15 protein-coding genes and 1 CRISPR repeat array are annotated in these 18,270 nt (G+C 38.0%); of the genes, 1 reads left to right on the forward strand and 14 read right to left on the reverse strand.

The genetic code is table 11. The annotated features are described in order from the left end of the window. Positions 1-88 precede the first annotated feature (88 nt). The 10 genes from IGI37_RS09025 to IGI37_RS09070 form a co-directional block, all read right to left on the reverse strand. The gene (locus IGI37_RS09025; RefSeq protein WP_438761322.1) at positions 89-2,356 is read right to left on the reverse strand and encodes a glycoside hydrolase family 65 protein; all 2,268 of its coding nucleotides are present in this window, start codon (positions 2,354-2,356) and stop codon (positions 89-91) included. Further along, positions 2,337-3,203 (reverse strand): DUF1189 family protein, encoded by an 867-nt coding sequence (locus tag IGI37_RS09030; RefSeq protein WP_438761323.1) that lies wholly within the window; start codon positions 3,201-3,203, stop codon positions 2,337-2,339. Before IGI37_RS09030 ends, IGI37_RS09025 begins: the two co-directional genes overlap by 20 nt. Positions 3,204-3,218: 15 nt before the next feature. Continuing rightward, a complete protein-coding gene (locus IGI37_RS09035; RefSeq protein ID WP_438761325.1) occupies positions 3,219-4,067 on the reverse strand; it encodes a sugar ABC transporter permease in 849 nt (282 codons plus the stop codon). 2 nt (positions 4,068-4,069) lie between these two features. After that, positions 4,070-5,362 carry an ABC transporter permease subunit gene (locus IGI37_RS09040; protein WP_438761327.1) on the reverse strand — a complete coding sequence of 431 codons (1,293 nt, stop codon included), beginning with the start codon at positions 5,360-5,362 and terminating at the stop codon, positions 4,070-4,072. Between the two features lie 84 nt (positions 5,363-5,446). After that, entirely contained in the window at positions 5,447-6,694 is a 1,248-nt protein-coding gene (locus IGI37_RS09045) for an extracellular solute-binding protein (protein WP_438761329.1), read from the reverse strand. 103 nt (positions 6,695-6,797) lie between these two features. Continuing rightward, positions 6,798-8,573, reverse strand: a complete 1,776-nt coding sequence (locus tag IGI37_RS09050; protein WP_438761331.1) for a glycoside hydrolase family 13 protein — start codon at positions 8,571-8,573, stop codon at positions 6,798-6,800. A 213-nt stretch (positions 8,574-8,786) separates the two neighbouring features. Continuing rightward, a complete protein-coding gene (locus IGI37_RS09055; RefSeq protein WP_438761332.1) occupies positions 8,787-9,260 on the reverse strand; it encodes a GNAT family N-acetyltransferase in 474 nt (157 codons plus the stop codon). A gap of 107 nt (positions 9,261-9,367) precedes the next feature. After that, positions 9,368-9,741: direct repeats of the CRISPR family, unit length 34 nt; unit sequence ATTTCAATCCACTCGCCCTATAAAGAGCGAGACG. Between the two features lie 161 nt (positions 9,742-9,902). After that, complete coding sequence (locus IGI37_RS09060; RefSeq protein WP_438761334.1) at positions 9,903-10,502, reverse strand: class I SAM-dependent methyltransferase; 600 nt, start codon at positions 10,500-10,502, stop codon at positions 9,903-9,905. A 40-nt stretch (positions 10,503-10,542) separates the two neighbouring features. Continuing rightward, a complete protein-coding gene (locus IGI37_RS09065) occupies positions 10,543-11,490 on the reverse strand; it encodes a LacI family DNA-binding transcriptional regulator (RefSeq protein ID WP_438761336.1) in 948 nt (315 codons plus the stop codon). A 51-nt stretch (positions 11,491-11,541) separates the two neighbouring features. Next, on the reverse strand, positions 11,542-12,297 hold the full coding sequence (locus IGI37_RS09070) for an alpha/beta fold hydrolase (protein ID WP_438763621.1): 756 nt from the start codon (positions 12,295-12,297) through the stop codon (positions 11,542-11,544). A 303-nt stretch (positions 12,298-12,600) separates the two neighbouring features. Here IGI37_RS09070 and IGI37_RS09075 point away from each other — a divergent pair, with 303 nt between their 5' ends. Further along, positions 12,601-13,146 carry a DUF2179 domain-containing protein gene (locus IGI37_RS09075; protein ID WP_438761338.1) on the forward strand — a complete coding sequence of 182 codons (546 nt, stop codon included), beginning with the start codon at positions 12,601-12,603 and terminating at the stop codon, positions 13,144-13,146. A gap of 58 nt (positions 13,147-13,204) precedes the next feature. Here the strand turns inward: IGI37_RS09075 and IGI37_RS09080 are convergent, their stop codons facing one another. The 4 genes from IGI37_RS09080 to pflB form a co-directional block, all read right to left on the reverse strand. After that, positions 13,205-14,071 (reverse strand): DUF1803 domain-containing protein, encoded by an 867-nt coding sequence (locus IGI37_RS09080; protein WP_438761340.1) that lies wholly within the window; start codon positions 14,069-14,071, stop codon positions 13,205-13,207. Between the two features lie 91 nt (positions 14,072-14,162). Then, positions 14,163-15,086 carry a manganese-dependent inorganic pyrophosphatase gene (locus IGI37_RS09085; protein WP_438761342.1) on the reverse strand — a complete coding sequence of 308 codons (924 nt, stop codon included), beginning with the start codon at positions 15,084-15,086 and terminating at the stop codon, positions 14,163-14,165. A gap of 90 nt (positions 15,087-15,176) precedes the next feature. Then, on the reverse strand, positions 15,177-15,941 hold the full coding sequence (gene pflA / locus IGI37_RS09090) for a pyruvate formate-lyase-activating protein (protein ID WP_438761344.1): 765 nt from the start codon (positions 15,939-15,941) through the stop codon (positions 15,177-15,179). A gap of 58 nt (positions 15,942-15,999) precedes the next feature. Further along, positions 16,000-18,246 carry a formate C-acetyltransferase gene (gene pflB / locus IGI37_RS09095; protein ID WP_438761346.1) on the reverse strand — a complete coding sequence of 749 codons (2,247 nt, stop codon included), beginning with the start codon at positions 18,244-18,246 and terminating at the stop codon, positions 16,000-16,002. Positions 18,247-18,270: the final 24 nt, after the last annotated feature.

Genomic DNA, 18,270 nt, shown 5'->3' on the forward strand with positions numbered 1-18,270 from the left:
ATAGTAAATAACAGTAAGTATCTTGTAAATCACCAAAAAGACCACTATTCCAACCAGTATCAGCTGATTTCAAGTGGTCTTTCATTTCTTATAAAGTTTGTTCAATAACTGTTTTTAACATCTGCGTTTTCTCAAATAGAACCACTTCGAGCGGCTCACCTTCTAATAAACGAAGCATTAAGCTTTCCTTCGTTACACTAACCTCTATTAGACGATCTTGATACCCAATCGGGAAAGAATACCCGTCCCAATTCGCCGGACAAAACGGGGCAAATCGCAGTTGGCCACCAAATGTTCGCATCCCAGCAAAACCTTGAACAATCGCTAACCAGCTCCCGCTCATAGAGGTAACATGAAGACCATCTTCTGTGTCATTATTATAGTTGTCCAAATCTAAGCGAGCGGTTCTTGCATACAGCTCTACCGCCTTCTCTTCTTTGCCCAATTCAGCCGCTAAAATTGAATGAACACACGGCGACAATGAGGATTCATGTACCGTCATTGGCTCATAAAAATCAAAATTTCGTTCTTTTTCTTCTAATGTATATTCATGACCAAAGTAATAAATCCCTTGCAGGACATCCGCTTGTTTAATAAAACAGCTCCGCAAAATATGATCCCATGACCAATTTTGATTCAGCGGTCGCGCGCTTTCTGGTAAATCTGCCGCAGACATCAATTCTTTATCCAAAAATGTATCATGTTGAACAAACACACCTAAGTCATCATCTTTTGGCAGATACATATGAGCAGCGATTTCTTGCCACTGCGCTTTTTCCTCTTCTGTGACCTGCAGCTGCGCTTTTGATTCTGCTTGAGCCAATTCATAGTTTTCCAGCGTATACCGTAGTACCCAAGCGGCAATCGTGTTGGTGTACCAGTTGTTATTGACATTATTTTCATACTCATTTGGCCCTGTCACACCATGAATCATATAGGCCTTATGACGTTTGGAGTAGTGCACACGGTCTGCCCAAAAACGAGCAATTGAAACTAACACCTTAATCCCGTCAGAATCAATATAGCTTCTATCTCCTGTATAGTTCGTATAGTTATAGATAGCATAGGCAATCGACCCATTTCTATGGATTTCCTCAAAGGTAATCTCCCACTCATTATGACACTCCACTCCTGTGAAGGTCACCATTGGGTATAACGCTCCTTTAAGCCCTTGACGTTGCGCATTGATAAACGCTCCGGGAAGCTGGTCATATCGATATTCTAACAATCGTTTGGTCACGGAAGCATCTGCAACAGACAAATACATTGGCACAATATAAGCTTCTGTATCCCAATAAGTTGCTCCACCATATTTTTCTCCCGTAAAACCTTTAGGGCCAACATTCAATCGTTCATCTTCGCCATAATAGGTTGAGAACAATTGGAACAAATTAAAACGAATTCCTTGTTGTGCTTCGGCGTCACCTTTAATTTGAACATCTGCACGATTCCAGCGTTTTTGCCAAGCAGCCGTTTGCTCTTGTAAGTGTTGATCAAAATTTTTATTGCCAGCTACTTCTAGCAATTCTGTCGCTTTTATCACTTGTTTTTCTTCCGCCACATCTCGGCTAGTTACTACAGCTACCATTTTCTCTAATGAATAACTTCTCTTTTCAGCCTGCCACTCATATGTCTGACCAACTAATAAAGGTGCTTGAATCTCTTGACCATTTGGTAAGTCTCCAAGATTTTTTATTGCTGTAGTCACGCTAAATTGAGGAACTTCAAAAGGATTCTCAATTGTTTGTACCGTTAAAGCTTGCACGTCCCCTAAAAGCTGACGATTTTTTTCAAGCCAAAACATCTCTTCGTAGTTACTGTCTTCGTTTTTTACTTGACCATCAACTAATGAGCTAACAGAAAGCTTTGGCGTACCTTCTAAAACAGTCATCGTCAAACGAATAAAAGCAAGCTCTCGTTGAACAATGCTGACAAACCGTTCAAAAGTAAATTTGATTTTGGTTTCGGCTGTTTGATAAATAAACGTCCGACTTAACAAGCCGTTCTTCATATCTAATTCCACGTAAAAATCGTTCACTTCTTGTTTGGCCAAATCGAGTTCTTGATTGTTTACCACAATCTTCACCCCGATAAAATTCGTGGCATTAATGACTTTTCCAAAATAATCAGGATAGCCGTTTTTCCACCAACCAACGCGAGTCTTATCTGGAAACCAAACCCCTGCAAGATACGTTCCTTGGTGCGTATCGCCAGTATAAGTCTCTTCAAACATGCCACGCATTCCCATGTAACCATTACCAATGGAAGTTAAACTCTCCATCAAGCGTTTATTTTCTCTATCAAGCGAATGAGTCGCGATTTTCCATGGATCTATATCAAAAAGTCGTTTGTACATCTGGTTGTGCCCCACTTTCTCGTTTCTCTTTAAAACGTGTTTTTACATAACTAGCAAATAACATCACAATTAGGCCAAATGACTGAATCCCAATCATCACAGTAATATCAAAATGAACAAGCCCAACCAACAGCGCAATAATTGAACTAGCCCCCATGCTCATCAAAACCATACTCAAGCTTTCAGTATAAGATTCGATGGAAGATAAGCGACTTTTTTTGGTTAACCAAAGGAAAAAGGCCGCACCTAAGACAAGTAAAAGGTTCATCATAAATAACAAGAAGGTTGTTGTCACACTCATCGTTAAAATCAACGACGAACGATTATTACGAACAAATTCTTCATTAATTACTTTTTGTAACATTTCCTGGCTCGTCACCTTTTCAGGAGCAAACTTATTGGAATAGTTCATCTGATAGGTGTACGATTTCCCATCTATACGCTCGCGAATTTGCCACTTATTTTCTTGAAAATTTAGACTATACTCCGTTTCATTCACTTGTTCTTCCGATAAGTTTGTACCGATAATCCCTGTACCTATCTCTGTCTTAGTCGTTTCAAAAACTTTCGTCTGTAATTCCTTCAACTGGCCCTTTTCAACAGACAGCTGCTGAACCTCACGTGCCACCTGTGCTGTTAACAGATCTTTCACATGAGGCATAAACTGAGTCTCATCGATTGTTTTCATCCCTGCAAAAGAAAGCGTCGCTGGAATCACTAACAAGGCTGTCAAAAATAGATAAAGAACAAGTAATTGAAACCAATTAAATTGTTTTCGAAAATTAAAAATCTTTTGTGGTGAGAGAATTGATTGAAAATAATTGATTGGAAATCCGTCTGTTTTCAAAGAAAATCAACCTTTCTAGCCCTTTGTTCCACCCGAAGTTAATCCAGTCACAAAGTGTTTTTGTAAAAAGAAGAATAATACTGAAATCGGCAAAGCAATTAAAATCGCACCAGCCGCAAATAAAGCCACCCGTTGATTTCTAGCATCATTAATAAATGTTTGTAAGCCGACTGCGACAGTTAATCGCTCTGGCGTTCTTAATAAGAAACGGGCCAACATGAAGTCTCCGAACGGCCCCATGAATGCCCACAGTGCTTGAACCGCCACCATTGGCCGAACTAAGGGTAACACTATTTGTGCAAAAATTCGGAAGTGGCCTGCACCATCCAGTTTTGCTGACTCATCTAAATCGATTGGCACTGTATCAAAGTAGCCCTTCATAAGCCAAGTATTCATCGGGATTCCGCCACCAATATAAATCAAAGTCAAGAACCAGTATTGGTCAAGTCCATTAGTTAACACTGCCATCACATAAAAAGCCGTTAAAGCCGCCATCGTAGGCACCATTTGAATAATCAAAAAGAACATCAAACTCTTCTTCCGTCCTGCAAACCGGTAACGACTATACGTGTAACCTGCAAGTGTGACAATGATAACTTGAAAGACCATTGTGGAAATAGCTACTAATAGCGTATTCTTGTACCATTCTCCATAAAGTGTCTCATTAAACAAACGAGAAAAATTTTCTAAGGTCCATTGCGTGTTAAAGTCTAGCTTAAAGGCAATCAGATTTCCTGGCTTAAAAGCGGAAGTTGCCGTAATTAATAACGGGTAGATAATAACGATTGATAAGACGACAAGAAATAAATAGGTAAAAAATTTGGTTAAGAATTTCTTGCGTTTTTCTGAACTATTTTTTTTCATGTCTAATCCTCCATATTAAATGCATTTGTTCGTTTAAAGACAACCAACGACACAGAAATAACGATAAACGAAATAATTAAGGTAATCGCAGAAGCCACAGAATATTGTGGTGAACCACCTGTTGTTAGTTTGTAAATCCAGGAAATCAAAATATCGGTTGAACCAGCTCCACCACCTAAGCTTCCAGGGCCACCATTATTAAATAGATAAATCATTGAAAAGTTATTAAAGTTTCCCGTATATTGTGTCACAAATGTCGGTGCTGCAACTAAGAAAATCGCTGGTAACGTGATATTTTTAAAACGTTGAAGCGCATTAGCTCCATCCATTTTAGCAGCTTCGTATAAATCCTCTGAGATAGATTGCAAAATCCCTGTAACCATCACATAAATATAAGGAAAGCCTAACCAACCTTGAATCAGAATAATCGCTGTTTTCGTCCAAAATGGATCTGTCTTCCAAGCTATCATCGGAATATTGATTAATGGAAGCTGGTTTAGCAATGGAATAACCTGTGTATTAATCGCCCCAGCGGTATCATTAAAAATATTAGAGAAGCTCATAATAGTGATAAAGGCCGGCACTGCCCAAGGTAATAAGAAAATAACGCCGAAGAAACGCCGAAACTTCAAGAATTTTTGATTCGCAACCACCGCTACCAAAATACCTAAAGTAAGTTGTAAAGTCGTTGCACAGACTGTCCAAATGACTGTCCAACTAAAAACCTTGACAAATGTTTCACGGTAAGAGCTTAAAGTAAAGATATTTGAAAAATTCTTAAACCCAACCCAATCCAGTAAATTCGCTGGCGGAATATGTTTAAAGTCGTAATTAGTAAATGCCATGAACAGCGTCACTAAAACGGGAAAAATAATTGCTACAGTCATTACTAAGTACGCAGGAATCGTTAATAAGTACGGAAACCCATTCTCATAAACATTCGAAACTAATTCTTTTGATGTATTTGTCACCTTCATTCCACGATTAATCGTCTCAGCGACTTTTTTGGCATCGCGCAAGTTAAGAACCCAAATAAAAATAAAAATAACAGTGATAATAATCTGTAACGTTCCTTCGATGAGCATAAATAATGAATTATCTTGCATAGGTACAGAGCCTAGTGTGAAAAATCCCGCTAAAGCTTGTCCACCAAATAAGATCATTTCTAAAACAAACAAGAAAAATACCGCAAGAAAAATTATACCTTTCACCACTTGCTTGTTATACAGTTGTCCCAATCCAGGAACAATGGATAGTAACATCGCTTTTTGCGGGTTACGTTTTTGGTTATCCATTGAAAATCCCCCCTTTAAAATTGAGGCTGGAGAGAACTTAAGTCACTCCAGCCTATTTACCTATCATTTTTTAGTCATTACTGCTTAATATTTTTGTTCAATTGCTTCTTTAATTGTTTTCACTGCATTACCTGAAGCTTCTTCTGGTGACATGTTTCCTGAGCCAGCATCAAACATCATGTTTTCAGCTCCAGACCAAACTTCAGCCATTTCTGGAATATTTGGCATTGGTTGAGATACCCCATACTGTTCAATTACTGCGGCGGCAATTGGATCATCATTGCCTTTTACCTTTTCTTGTGCTTGTGCATTTGCTGGAATATCATTTCTCATATCATAAAGTTTTGTTTGATTCTCTTCATTTGTCACATAGTCTAAGAATTTTTGAGCAACTTCTTTATTTTTGGCAAAGTTACTTACAACCCAAGCTTTACCGCCACCAAATGTTTGGTAAGCTTCCCCGTTTTTCAATGTTGGGATTTTAGCTACGCCATAGTTAACTCCTGCATCTTTAAACCCACTAGCTCCCCATGGTCCATAAATGATTGCCGCTGTTTTGCCTTGGTTAAAGTAATCTAACATCAAGTTTTCATTGGCTTTAACATCTAACATTCCTTGAGGCCAAACATTTTGGAACCACTCTGTCGCATACGTAATTCCTTCAATTGCCCCTTTGTTTCCTAAACCAACATCAGAAGCATCTTTTCCGTCATCTCCAAACACATAACCACCGTATCCAGCTAACAAACCATATGTGTAGTAGAAGTCAGTCCAACGAGCTAAGAAACCAACATTTTTGCCATCTTCTTCATATTTTTTATCTTTTGAAATAGCTTCTAAATCTGCAAAAGTTTTTGGTGCTTCGGAAATTAAATCTTTGTTGTAGAATAAAACAACTGCTTCAATCATTGCTGGTGCGCCGTAGACTTTTTCGTCAGTCGCTACTTGTCGTTTGTCCGTATCTGTATAACGACCATCATCTGCTAATTTCACTTCTGCTAAATTCCCTTGAGATCCTTGTTGCCCCACCCGATCATACGGTGACATAGTAACATCTGGTCCTTTTCCAGCAGGCCCATCAAGCTGTAATGCATCCATTTGGTCAAACATATCCTTTTCAACCACTTCAACCTTTACATCATTTTCTTTTTCAAAAGCCCCTTTAATATCATTCACATATTCAACGTAATCTTTCCCAACAGAAACTTGTAATGTTTTATCATCCTTTGCGGCATCCTTCTTGTCATTTGAACCACCACATGCTGCTAAAGTCATCACTGCTGCTGCTGATAATAATCCTAAACCTAATTTACGCCAATTTGCTTTTCTCATTTTCCTTGCCCCCTTAATTATTTGTTTACACTCATATTATGCAATCGCTTCACTTTTGAAGCAAGCGTTTTCTAATTGTTACCGGTAACAGAATTCTATTCCGTTATTTTTCACATTTATATATGACAAATCCATGATTTTCCACAAAAAACCCACCTGCTTCATCCGGAGTTGTTTTCTGTGAAAGAAGAATCTCTCCTTGGACATCTAACGAAACCGATTGCGCCGATTCGTTAAAAAATGCCAGTAACTGTGTCCCATCCGCGGTCGTTTTACTTAATAACAGCCGCCCGTTATCTTCAACTCGCTGCCATTGTAAATCACCATACGTAATCACGTCAGAATACTCTTTGCGTAATTTGATTAACTCCTTCGTATAAGCCAACATAGCTAAGTCCTGACCATCTTCTTCCCAAACCATACAACGACGACAATCCGGATCATTGTCTCCAAGCATGCCAATTTCAGTACCATAATAAATACAAGGAGAACCCTTTTGTAAAAACATAAAGGCTAACGTCGCTTTCGCTAAGTCTTTATCTCCGTTACAAATCGTTAAAATCCTTGCTGTATCATGTGAATCAAGAATGTTGAACGTGACCTCGTTCGTTTGATCTCTATATAATAGCTGTTGACTATTCATCCCACTAACCATTTTACTAGGGGAAATTTTCTTATTCACGAAAAAGTCCTTGATATTATCTGTAAATGCGTAATTCATAACGGCATGGAATTCATCGCCTTGGAGCCAGCTTTGTGAAGAATGCCAAATTTCACCCAAAATATAAAAATCTTCTTTAATTGCTGTAACCTCTTTACGAAATCTTTTCCAAAAATGATGATCCACTTCATTAGCTACATCTAAACGCCAAGCATCAATATCAAATTCACGAATCCAATACGTCGCAATATCTAACAAATACGCTTGAACTTCAGGATTTGCCGTATTTAATTTAGGCATGTGAGGTGTAAAAGCAAATGTATCAAAGCTTAAATTTCTAGCCGTTTCAGGAATATCGGTCATATCGTAATCGTCCACTGGGAAAGAATGGATATGGAACCAATCCGCGTAGATTGAGTTTTCGCCATTTTTAATGACATCCTGCCATTGTGGGGAGTAGTCCCCCATATGATTAAAGACCGCATCTAGCATAATTCGAATCCCACGTTTGTGCGCTTCATCCACTAGCTTTTTGAAAAGTTCTTTATCCCCAAAATCAGGATCAATTTCAAAGTAATCAATCGTATCATATTTATGATTAGAAGTTGCTTTGAATATTGGACAAAAATAAATGCCATTGATACCTAGATCAACTAAATAATCTAAATGGTCAATAACTCCTTGCAGATCCCCACCAAAAAAATCTTCACGGTCCGGCTGTTTACTTCCCCAAGACAACGTTCCTTCTGGGTCATTTGTTGGATCGCCGTTTGCAAAACGTTCAGGAAAAATTTGATACCACACTGTCTCTTTGACCCATTCAGGTGAGTGGAACCGATCGATTTCTTGGAAAAACGGCATTCTGAAATAATAGTTCGCCACTTCTAAAAACTCTTCTTGATAAGGAAAAACTCCTTGGTCCCCATAAAAAATTTCGTTTCCATCTATTCCTTCTACACAAAACCCGTATTGCAAGCGATGGAACTTACTTTGTGTTTCAATTTCCCAATAATCATGTAAATCGGTGCTTAACATTTTTTTCATTGGCGTTTTTTCCAAATACCATTTGTCAAACGTAATCAGATAAGGATCTCCCTTTATCAAACTAACACTACGAACATCACCTATCCCTGTACGTAGACGAATTTTCATTGTATCTTTCGTATAAAGATACGCATACTCACTTTCTGGGCGATGATAAAATGCAGATGTATTCATCAAAATCTCTCCTTTTCTTTTATTTCCCCTTCATCATAGACGAAAGCGATTACCTCATCAACGCAAATTCCTTTGTTAACGGTAACAGAATTTGACTAAGCTATGCTGTTTGCAACCAAAATAAAAAATCATAGGTCTCCCCATGATTTCGTTTAATAATTTTATTCAGTTTTTGACTAGTGATTCGTTTCTTTCACTTAACTATTTTGAAAGTCAGCTATGTCCTAGATCTTTCTGGAAAACAAATGATCGAGCCCCTGATTCATAGACCTTTTCTGAAATCTTTATAAAGCCATTTTTTATGTAAAAATGATGATTTCGTTTTGAATAATCTGGCGTTTCAAGCGCCCAAATCCCTGAGTGCTCTGCTTCAAATTGCCGCCACGCAGCACTACCTACCCCTTTGTTTGTATAAACAGGCAGAACACAAAAATATTCAATGACACTTGGCGTCCCTTCTTGAAAAACAAGCACGCCACAATCTATCCCGTTATACTGAATTACCAGTTTACTCAATTGATTATTTTCGAATACCCTCTTAACTAGTGTCCCATCATTATACCCTGGAGGACCCCCTTTTATTCCAACACCAAATGCACGCTCACTATCCTCGTTAAAAGACTGCTCAAGGACCCCTGCCACAAACTCACAATCAAGCTCTATTAATTTTCGAAAAGAAACAACCACTTGTTCTCCCCCCTACCGGTGTTTTGTTATCTGGGCATATCTCTCAATATGCTCACCTTACGAAGAGCAAGACACTACTAAAGGATTTAGGTTCACGTCCACCCTTAATTTCAATCCACTCGCCCTATAAAGAGCGAGACGGTCGAGCTTGCAACCAATCTTTACTAAATTAGGTGATTTCAATCCACTCGCCCTATAAAGAGCGAGACGGATTTGGATAAAAAATAATGCAACTAATTTTATATTTCAATCCACTCGCCCTATAAAGAGCGAGACGTATTAAATCGTTTGAAGTAGATAGATACGTAGACATTTCAATCCACTCGCCCTATAAAGAGCGAGACGAAGGGTACTTCAGTTCAATGAACTCTCATCTCGATTTCAATCCACTCGCCCTATAAAGAGCGAGACTCCCGCACACACGCAAACCGAGTGGCTAAGATATCTATTTCAATCCACTCGCCCTATAAAGAGCGAGACTGCGAATTTTGGCAAAATATGCGAACATAGTTTCCTTTATTCGCCTTTCCTACAGTATATCATTAAATTCCCATTAGAAAAAGCACTGTTTTTAGCTTCTTTTACCAAAAAAATTGGTGCGGATGTCCCAGTGATTTTATGTTCACTTCACATCCGCACCTGTCAATTTTTACTTGCTGTTGCTATAAATAGTGTTGCATCTTGTCGCATAAAGATTTCTTTACCATCATAAAATGGTTCAAAATTCGTCAAAACAAATCCCGCCTTTTCCAACGCTGCCTTCAATTCATCCTTTTCAAAGCCATTATGTACTTTAGGATGAGAAACCTTTTGATTTTTTACAAAATCAACCAAAATTAACTGGCCATTCTTCTTAAGTATACGATTTAGTTGCGCTAAGATACTCGCTGTATCAGGGATATGCAAAAGAACCAGCGAAAGAATGACACAATCATACACAGATTCACCATAGTCTTCGACAAGCAAATCGCCAACTTTGGCAGTTGTGTTACTGAAATTTCCATCTTCTATCTTAGCTTGAGTCAGTTGAATCATTTGTTCAGAAGAATCAATAATCACTAATTCTTGAACTAAATTGGCTAGCGGTAAACTCACCAAACCTGTTCCGCCTCCATAGTCCAAAAATGTTTTTCCTTTCGTATCGCTAAGTGCTCCTTTGATTTTATCTGTTATAATTTTTGCCATTTCAATTCTATCTGGTGTGTCATAACGTGCTGCTATTTTATCAAATACTTTATCCATTCAGACTCTCCTTAGGTATATTCTATAAATGTCTATTATCTTATTTTGTTGAGCCTCGAGTAATCAACTCTGGCAAAAACCGACGATAACCTTGGCTTGCTCCATGTTCTTCAATTTTTTTCACTAACATTTCACCGCAGACTTCGCCCATTTTGATGATACTTTGTTTGGCCGTTGTAAGTTTTGGTGAACCAATTTGATCTAAAAAGACCCCATCAAATCCAATCACCCCAAAATCTTCCGGTATCCGCCCACCACTATTGATGATTCCTCGTTCTACACCAATCGCCAAACGATCTGAACTACAAATAAAACAAGTGTTTTTCTTAAAATCCAGCCAGTTTTCTTCCACAAATTGTTTGGCTTCTGTTGAATGATTTCTAAAGTGATAAATTTCAGGTTCCTTTTCATGCTCCTTCATCACATCAACATAACCTTTTTTACGCGAACAGGAAAACGGTTCGTCCACATCAATACCAATAAATATAATATGCTTATAACCAGCCTGTAAAGCATAAGAAGTTGTCATCGCTGTTCCATACTGATTATCACTATCCACATAATCAATGCCATGCGTATTCTCTCCAAATAGAACGACCGGTTTTTCCAAACGATTAATCCATTCAAAGTCGGATTCACGAAAGCCCGTAATAATATAACCATCACAAGCACCTAAGTCAAAAGCGTTATTTGTGACTAATTGAAGTGAATAGTGGGCCGCGCCAACCGTTTTTGAAATGCCCATCAACAAGTTCATGTAATAGGGTTCTGTTGTGTCAATCTCCTCTAAAATAAACAACTTAATGATTTGCGAACGATTAGAAACCAAGGCTTTTGCAGCAATATTCGGTTTATAGTCTAGCTCCTTCATCGCATGAAAGACAAGCTCTTTTAACTCATCTGTTACTTGTTCAGGATGATTGATGACGCGCGAAACAGTCATTTTAGATACATTTGCTAATTTTGCTACATCTGATAAGGTTGCCATTTCGATCTCTCCTTTAAGTTAAAATATATCATTAAGCCGACTGCACATTTTCTAGGATAACAGCTTCGCTTCAAAAAAAGAACTAATTTTATCCATTGTTGGTACCTTAACCAAATGCGGCTCATTCACAGCCACATGAAACTCGATGTTTTTGCCATTTTCCGTATGTTTATTTTTCCGAACGAATTGAGCAGTATCCTCAAAACGAATCTTTTCATCAACCGTTCCATGCCAGATAAACAGTGGTCTACTATCGAGTTTCTCTTTATGCTCACTTAAATCATAGGCTTCAATCCAACTTAAAAGCGCCTCATAATCATCAGGTAAATCAATGCCCATCTCAGCTGTTCGTTTGATAATATTTTCCCGATAAAGAATCGGTGCTGGCGAGCCCATAACACAGGCTGCAGCTGAAATTTCTGGATGATGTGTTAACAATGCACAGGTTGTCATCCCACCCATCGAGACACCACCAACACCAACGATGTCAGTAGCCAGCCCTTTTTTTATAAAAAAATCTCTTAGTGATTGAAACTCAAATAAATTATAGTGGATACTATTCCAAAAGGTCAATGAAGGAATCGGTGAAACTGGTTGTTTTCGCTCCCCATGTCCCATAGCATCAGGTAATACCACTCGAAAGCCTTTTTCAGCTAACTTTCTGCCTTGGGTTAAAACCAATTCTTTACTGGTTTGCCACCCATGATAATATATAATTAACGGCAAGGCCTCTGATTGTTTTTCTTGAAGAACAACCTCTAAAATAGGTACTTCTTTAATTTTTCGTTTACGAACTAGTGGATTCATCATTCTTCACCTCTCATTCATATTACCATATGACCTGCATTTTTTGCTCAATTTTGACTAGTCTTAAAACCTTCGACAAACAAACGACACACTTAGCCTCCCCCTCTTGCATTCGCCTCATTCCGATTTCAATGGAACCTACAAAGATTACCGCGCGTTTTTTCCATAACTAAATAAGCCTGTCCCTTTATTTTGTTGGATTTCTGGTTTGAGTAAGACCCCTTAAGGTTTTATAACTTCCCAACTTATCTTTTCCCCTATAGACTTTTTTTTGCTATGCTTACTAGGAAAGGGGAAGATTCTATGATTGATGTCAAAATGCTTTTGATGATATTTTTTATCAACTTTGCCTATATAACCTTAAATACGCTGCGTTTTATGCTGACTATGAAGGGCTACCGACTGATTGCACCAATTGTCAGCATGGCTGAAATCACCATTTATATTCTAGGACTATCCATGGTCTTAAATAGGCTGGATAATCCCTTGAATTTATTTGTTTATGCGCTTGGTTATGCGGTGGGAATTAGTGTTGGCATACGAATTGAAGATAAACTTGCATTAGGTTATATTATGGTCACCGCTATTCTACCTTCAACAACAGAAGAACAAAAAAATCTTCCCAAAATACTTCGTGAAAGCGGCTATGGTGTTACTGTCACTTATGCTCAAGGGCTTGAAGGTGAACGACTCGTCCTCGAGATTTTATCTTCTAGAAAAATGGAGCGTGCCCTTTATCAATTAATCAAAGAAATTGAAGAACATGCCTTTATTATCTCCTATGAACCCAAATATATTTCTGGTGGGTTCTGGACAAAAAAAGTTCGCAAACGCCAAGATCAACACTAAAAATAGACTGAACAAGAAAGCTAGTCTCCATAGCGCACTCTCATCCAGTCTATTTTACTTATTTTTTGATGTAATAAAGAGCAGATATTCCAAGAACTTTTAAAAGTTCTTTAAACACACACTTTAATAAATAATCATGTTCCTCAGCAGATGAAGCGGGAATCCCCGTCAGCCAATGCGTCAATTTTTCTGTTGGCATTTTCTCAATCAGCTTATAGTCAATAGTTGGCCACAAAACACGAACCTCATCACCAACTTCAACGACTCCTGTTTTTTCCAAAGACTCTAAAAAGATGTTTCTTCTAGACGTTCGTAAGCGGCCTTTTTCAACTTTTTCTAAAACCATCTCAACTTGATTAAAAAAGTAAACTTCATTGACATCTCCAATCAATTGATGCAAGCCTTGAAACGTTTCGGGTAAGCCCTTTTGCTGACGAATGAATGAAAAATAATCTGGCAAAGTAATTGGCTTATCTGTTAGTGCAAGACTGACAAACTGAAGGTCTTCGTTTCCAACTTCGGACTTTGTATAGAAATCAGTTTCAACCACTACACCATAAAAGTAATCTGCTGCTGGAAACAATTTATTCCAAACAATCTCACCAAGATAACCTTCCTGATTTTCCATCGTTTCATTTTTGACTATCTCAGCCAACATTTGGCTCAACTTATTGACCGCAACGGTCTCCTTATATATCGGAAAACCTAATGTATATTGGCGGTTTTCTCGCACAACTATCCCTAAAGAAATCAACTTATCCAAAAACTTTTCAAAGTTTTTTTCAGGAAACTGCGCATGTAACTGGCGTAAGATTAAACGCTGCTCTGTTTGTTCGGACATATAGCTGACCAATTCATTAAATAATGGATTTTTAACAACTTCTCTATAGTGCTTTTCATTTGTTCCCTGATAAAAATAATTCATCCTTGTTTCCTTCGTTTTTCATATTTTTCAAAATAAAAAAAGTGGAGCCTCCTCTATAAAAGTTGCTCCACTTAGAAAGTTTTTTAATCGATTAAGCAAATGCTTCAGTTAATTGTGGAACAACTTGTTTCTTACGAGAAACAACACCCTTAAGCAACGCACGATTATTGACTAGTTTTGTCGCAAAAGCTTCTTCGACTTTTTCTTTTGGTTCACCAAATACTAATAGCTCTGAATCACTATCTAAGATATTTGTCACAACCAAAATAAACAAATCATACCCATTTGCTGTGCTTGTCTCAGCCATTGCTGCTTCTAATTCAGCCTGACGATCCATCACTTCAGACAAATCAACTGTATTGATTTGGGCGATACGGACGTTTTTATCCGCCATTGGAAAACTTTTAGCATCTAAGTCTAACAAAACTTCTGCCGATTTATCGCTCAATTTTGTTCCAGCTTTTAGCATTTCTAAACCATACACATCTAAATCAATCTCAGCTAATGTCGCTAACTCTTTTGCTGCTCGAACATCTTCATCTGTGCAGGTTGGTGATTTAAACAATAATGTATCAGAAATAATTGCTGAAACCATCATCCCAGCGATAGCTTTGGGAATCGTCACGCCTGATTCTTTGAACATTTTTAAAACAATTGTACTTGTACAGCCCACGGGTTCCGCACGATAGTATAAAGGATTTGCTGTTTCAAAGTTGGCGATACGGTGATGATCAACCACTGACAACACATTGACTTCTGCAATGTCAGAAATACTTTGTTGAAACTCGTTATGATCGACTAACATTACGTCCGTACCAGCACCTGCAGCTTCGACCACTCGTGGAGCAGTCAGACCAAAGTGATCTAACGCATATTGTGTTTCCTCACTTGGTGTTCCTAAAGCAACTGCTTCAGTAGTTTTTCCTAATTCATTTTGCAAATGAGAAAAGGCAATCGCTGCGCCAATCGCATCTGTATCTGGATTTTGATGACCGAAAACTAAAATTTTTGACATATTCTTTTGCTCCTTTTAATGGATTCATCTTTAATAATAAGCAAAAAACAGGAAAAGAGCAACTATCTTTGGCTCTTTCCTGTCATTTTTTTAACGTGTTAAATGTTTTGTATAGTCACTTGTGTGAAGTAATTCTTTCGCATTTTGAACACGATCTTCAGTTGGTGGGTTAATTCCATCTAAAGGATATTTTAAGCCCATTTCATCCCACTTATACTTACCCATTGTATGATAAGGCAGGACTTCCACTTTATCGACATTATTTAATGTCTTGATAAATGTGTCAAGTCGGATCAAATATTCATCATAGTCACTACGCTCTGGCACTAATACGTGGCGAATCCAAACTGGTTTATCGATTTCAGATAGATACTTAGCCATTTCAAGAATATTTTCATTTCCTAAAGAAGTTAATTCCTTGTGTTTTTCATCATCGATATGTTTAATGTCAAACAACAAAAGATCAGTATAGTTCATCAATTCATTAAATTCACTAAAAAATGGTTCTTCTCTTGTAAAAGGTTTTCCACAGGTATCGATGGTTGTATGAATGCCCAACGCTTTAGCTTTCTTAAATAAATCAGTCAAAAAATCTAATTGAAGTAAAGGTTCGCCACCACTTACAGTGATTCCACCTTTTTCACCCCAATATGAACGATATTTAAGAGCTTCCTCTAGGACCTCATCTGTTGTTACCTCACGCCCCCCAGAACCAATCTTCCAGGTATCTGGATTATGACAAAATTGACATCTCATGCGACAACCTTGAGCAAAAACAATGAAGCGTACACCTGGTCCATCTACGGTACCAAAATTTTCTGTAGAATGAATTCTACCTTTTATAGGAGTTGACATAGTATATCCCTCTTCTTTCGAATAAAAAGGGTGACACAGGGTCACCCTTTTTAGTTAATTACATTCTGTCGTGTGATGTTCTTGAAATAACATCCGCTTGTTGTTCAGGAGTTAAATCACGGAATTTCACAGCGTATCCAGATACACGGATAGTTAAGTTTGGATATTTTTCAGGATGAGCTTGAGCATCCAATAATAATTCGTTTGTAAATACGTTCACGTTCAAGTGGTAACCACCCTTATCAAAGTAGCCATCCATTACGTTACGTAGGTTGTTAATTCTTGTTTCATCATCTTTACCCAAACCATTTGGATTAATTGTTTGAGTGTTAGAGATTCCATCTAATGCGTGAGTGTAATCTAAGCGTGCAGTTGAATTCAATGAAGCCAACAAGCCATTTTTCTCACCTAAGAATTTACCATCTTGATAACTTGGGTTAGCCCCTGGAGCCAATGGTTTACCAGCACGACGCCCGTCAGGAGTATTTCCTGTTGCTTTACCATAAACAACATTTGACGTAATTGTCAATAATGAAGTTGTAGGGCGAGCGTTACGGTAAGTGTGTTGACGTTTGATTTGAGTCATGAAGTAATCAAGAATCCAGTTTGCCATAGCATCTGCTTCTTGATTGTCGTTTCCGTAAGTTGGGAATTCATTTGCAGGAACATAATCCACTGCCAACCCATCTTCATCACGGATAACTTTTACATTACCATGCTTGATAGCCATAACACTATCAGTTGCATGTGAAATCCCAGCAATACCTGTTGCGAATGTGCGTTTTAAGTCACTTTCCATAAAGGCTAATTGTGGCGCTTCATAAGCGTATTTATCATGCATATAGTGGATAACATTTAATGTATTTACATACAATTCAGCTAACCAGTCCATGATATCTTTAAATCTGTCGATGAATTCATCGTAGTCTAAGCTATCGCCAGTCATTGGACGGAACTTAGGTGCAACTTGCATCTTAGATTTTTCATCAACCCCACCGTTGATTGCGTAAAGAACTGCTTTTGCTAAGTTGGCACGAGCACCAAAGAATTGCATATCTTTACCCATAACTGTTGCAGACACACAACATGCGATTGCACAGTCATCTGATCCCCAGTTAGCGCGTAGTAAGTCATCATTTTCAAACTGAATTGATGAACTTTGTTTAGCAATCTTAGAAGCAAATGTTCTAAAGCCTTCTGGTAAATGAGACGAATATAAAACAGTTAAGTTTGGTTCTGGTGAAGGACCCATGTTTGTTAATGTGTGTAAGATACGGAAGTCATTCTTAGTTACTAATGAACGGCCGTCTAAGCCCATACCAGCGATTGATAATGTTGCCCAAATTGGGTAACCAGAGAATAATTGGTTATATTCTGGTGTACGAGCAAATTTAACCATACGTAATTTCATGATTAAGTGGTCAATCATTTCTTGTGCATCAAATTCAGTGATAGCTCCTGATTCTAAATCACGTTGGATATAGATATCTAGGAATGCTGAGATACGTCCGATAGACATCGCAGCACCATTTTGTGATTTGATTGCGCCAAGGTAACCGAAGTATAACCATTGGATTGCTTCACGAGCGTTTGCAGCTGGTTTAGAAATATCACAGCCATAAGTTGCAGCCATTTCTTTTAAGTCAACCATTGCACGAATTTGTTCTGAGATTTCTTCGCGTAAACGAATCACATCATCAGTCATTACTTTGTTACCAGTGTTGCTTAAGTCTTTTTTCTTTTCAGCAACTAAACGGTCAATCCCGTATAAGGCAATACGACGGTAGTCACCAATGATACGGCCACGGCCATAAGCATCAGGTAAACCAGTGATGATTTTGTTTTTACGAGCAGATCTCATCTCAGGAGTGTAAGCATCAAAAACACCTTGGTTATGTGTTTTTCTCCACTCAGTAAAAATTTTTGTCATTTCGTCGTTTACTTCATAACCATTAGATGACAATGCATTGTTTGCCATGTTGATACCGCCAAAAGGCATGAATGCTTGTTTTAATGGTACATCAGTTTGTAAACCAACAATTTTTTCTTCTTCTTTAATTAAGTATCCAGGTTCATGTGAAGTGATTGTTGCAGGGATATCGTTATCCATGTCATACACACCGTTTTGTTGGTGTTGCACTTCAAATAATTCTTGTAGTTTTGTCCATAATTTGTCTGTACTTGGTGCGATTGGTTCTAAAAAGCTATCGTCACCTTTGTACTCTGTGTAGTTTCTTTGAATGAAATCTCTAGTGTCTACAGATGTTTGCCATTTGTCGCCTTTAAAGCCTTTCCATTGTTCCATTTCATGGGCCTCCTTAAAAATTCT

The sequence above is a fragment of the Enterococcus sp. AZ194 genome (assembly GCF_051713825.1).
Lineage (GTDB): Bacteria > Bacillota > Bacilli > Lactobacillales > Enterococcaceae > Enterococcus_K.

Bases quoted from the DNA above. Each gene is read 5' to 3' on its own strand.
- IGI37_RS09075 (WP_438761338.1), top strand. From the start codon at position 12,601: ATGATTGATGTCAAAATGCTTTTGATGATATTTTTTATCAACTTTGCC.
- IGI37_RS09065 (WP_438761336.1), bottom strand. From the start codon at position 11,490: ATGGCAACCTTATCAGATGTAGCAAAATTAGCAAATGTATCTAAAATG.
- IGI37_RS09025 (WP_438761322.1), bottom strand. From the start codon at position 2,356: ATGTACAAACGACTTTTTGATATAGATCCATGGAAAATCGCGACTCAT.
- IGI37_RS09040 (WP_438761327.1), bottom strand. From the start codon at position 5,362: ATGGATAACCAAAAACGTAACCCGCAAAAAGCGATGTTACTATCCATT.
- pflA (WP_438761344.1), bottom strand. From the start codon at position 15,941: ATGTCAACTCCTATAAAAGGTAGAATTCATTCTACAGAAAATTTTGGT.
- IGI37_RS09060 (WP_438761334.1), bottom strand. From the start codon at position 10,502: ATGGATAAAGTATTTGATAAAATAGCAGCACGTTATGACACACCAGAT.
- IGI37_RS09035 (WP_438761325.1), bottom strand. From the start codon at position 4,067: ATGAAAAAAAATAGTTCAGAAAAACGCAAGAAATTCTTAACCAAATTT.
- IGI37_RS09050 (WP_438761331.1), bottom strand. From the start codon at position 8,573: ATGAATACATCTGCATTTTATCATCGCCCAGAAAGTGAGTATGCGTAT.
- IGI37_RS09070 (WP_438763621.1), bottom strand. From the start codon at position 12,297: ATGAATCCACTAGTTCGTAAACGAAAAATTAAAGAAGTACCTATTTTA.
- IGI37_RS09085 (WP_438761342.1), bottom strand. From the start codon at position 15,086: ATGTCAAAAATTTTAGTTTTCGGTCATCAAAATCCAGATACAGATGCG.
- IGI37_RS09045 (WP_438761329.1), bottom strand. From the start codon at position 6,694: ATGAGAAAAGCAAATTGGCGTAAATTAGGTTTAGGATTATTATCAGCA.
- IGI37_RS09080 (WP_438761340.1), bottom strand. From the start codon at position 14,071: ATGAATTATTTTTATCAGGGAACAAATGAAAAGCACTATAGAGAAGTT.
- pflB (WP_438761346.1), bottom strand. From the start codon at position 18,246: ATGGAACAATGGAAAGGCTTTAAAGGCGACAAATGGCAAACATCTGTA.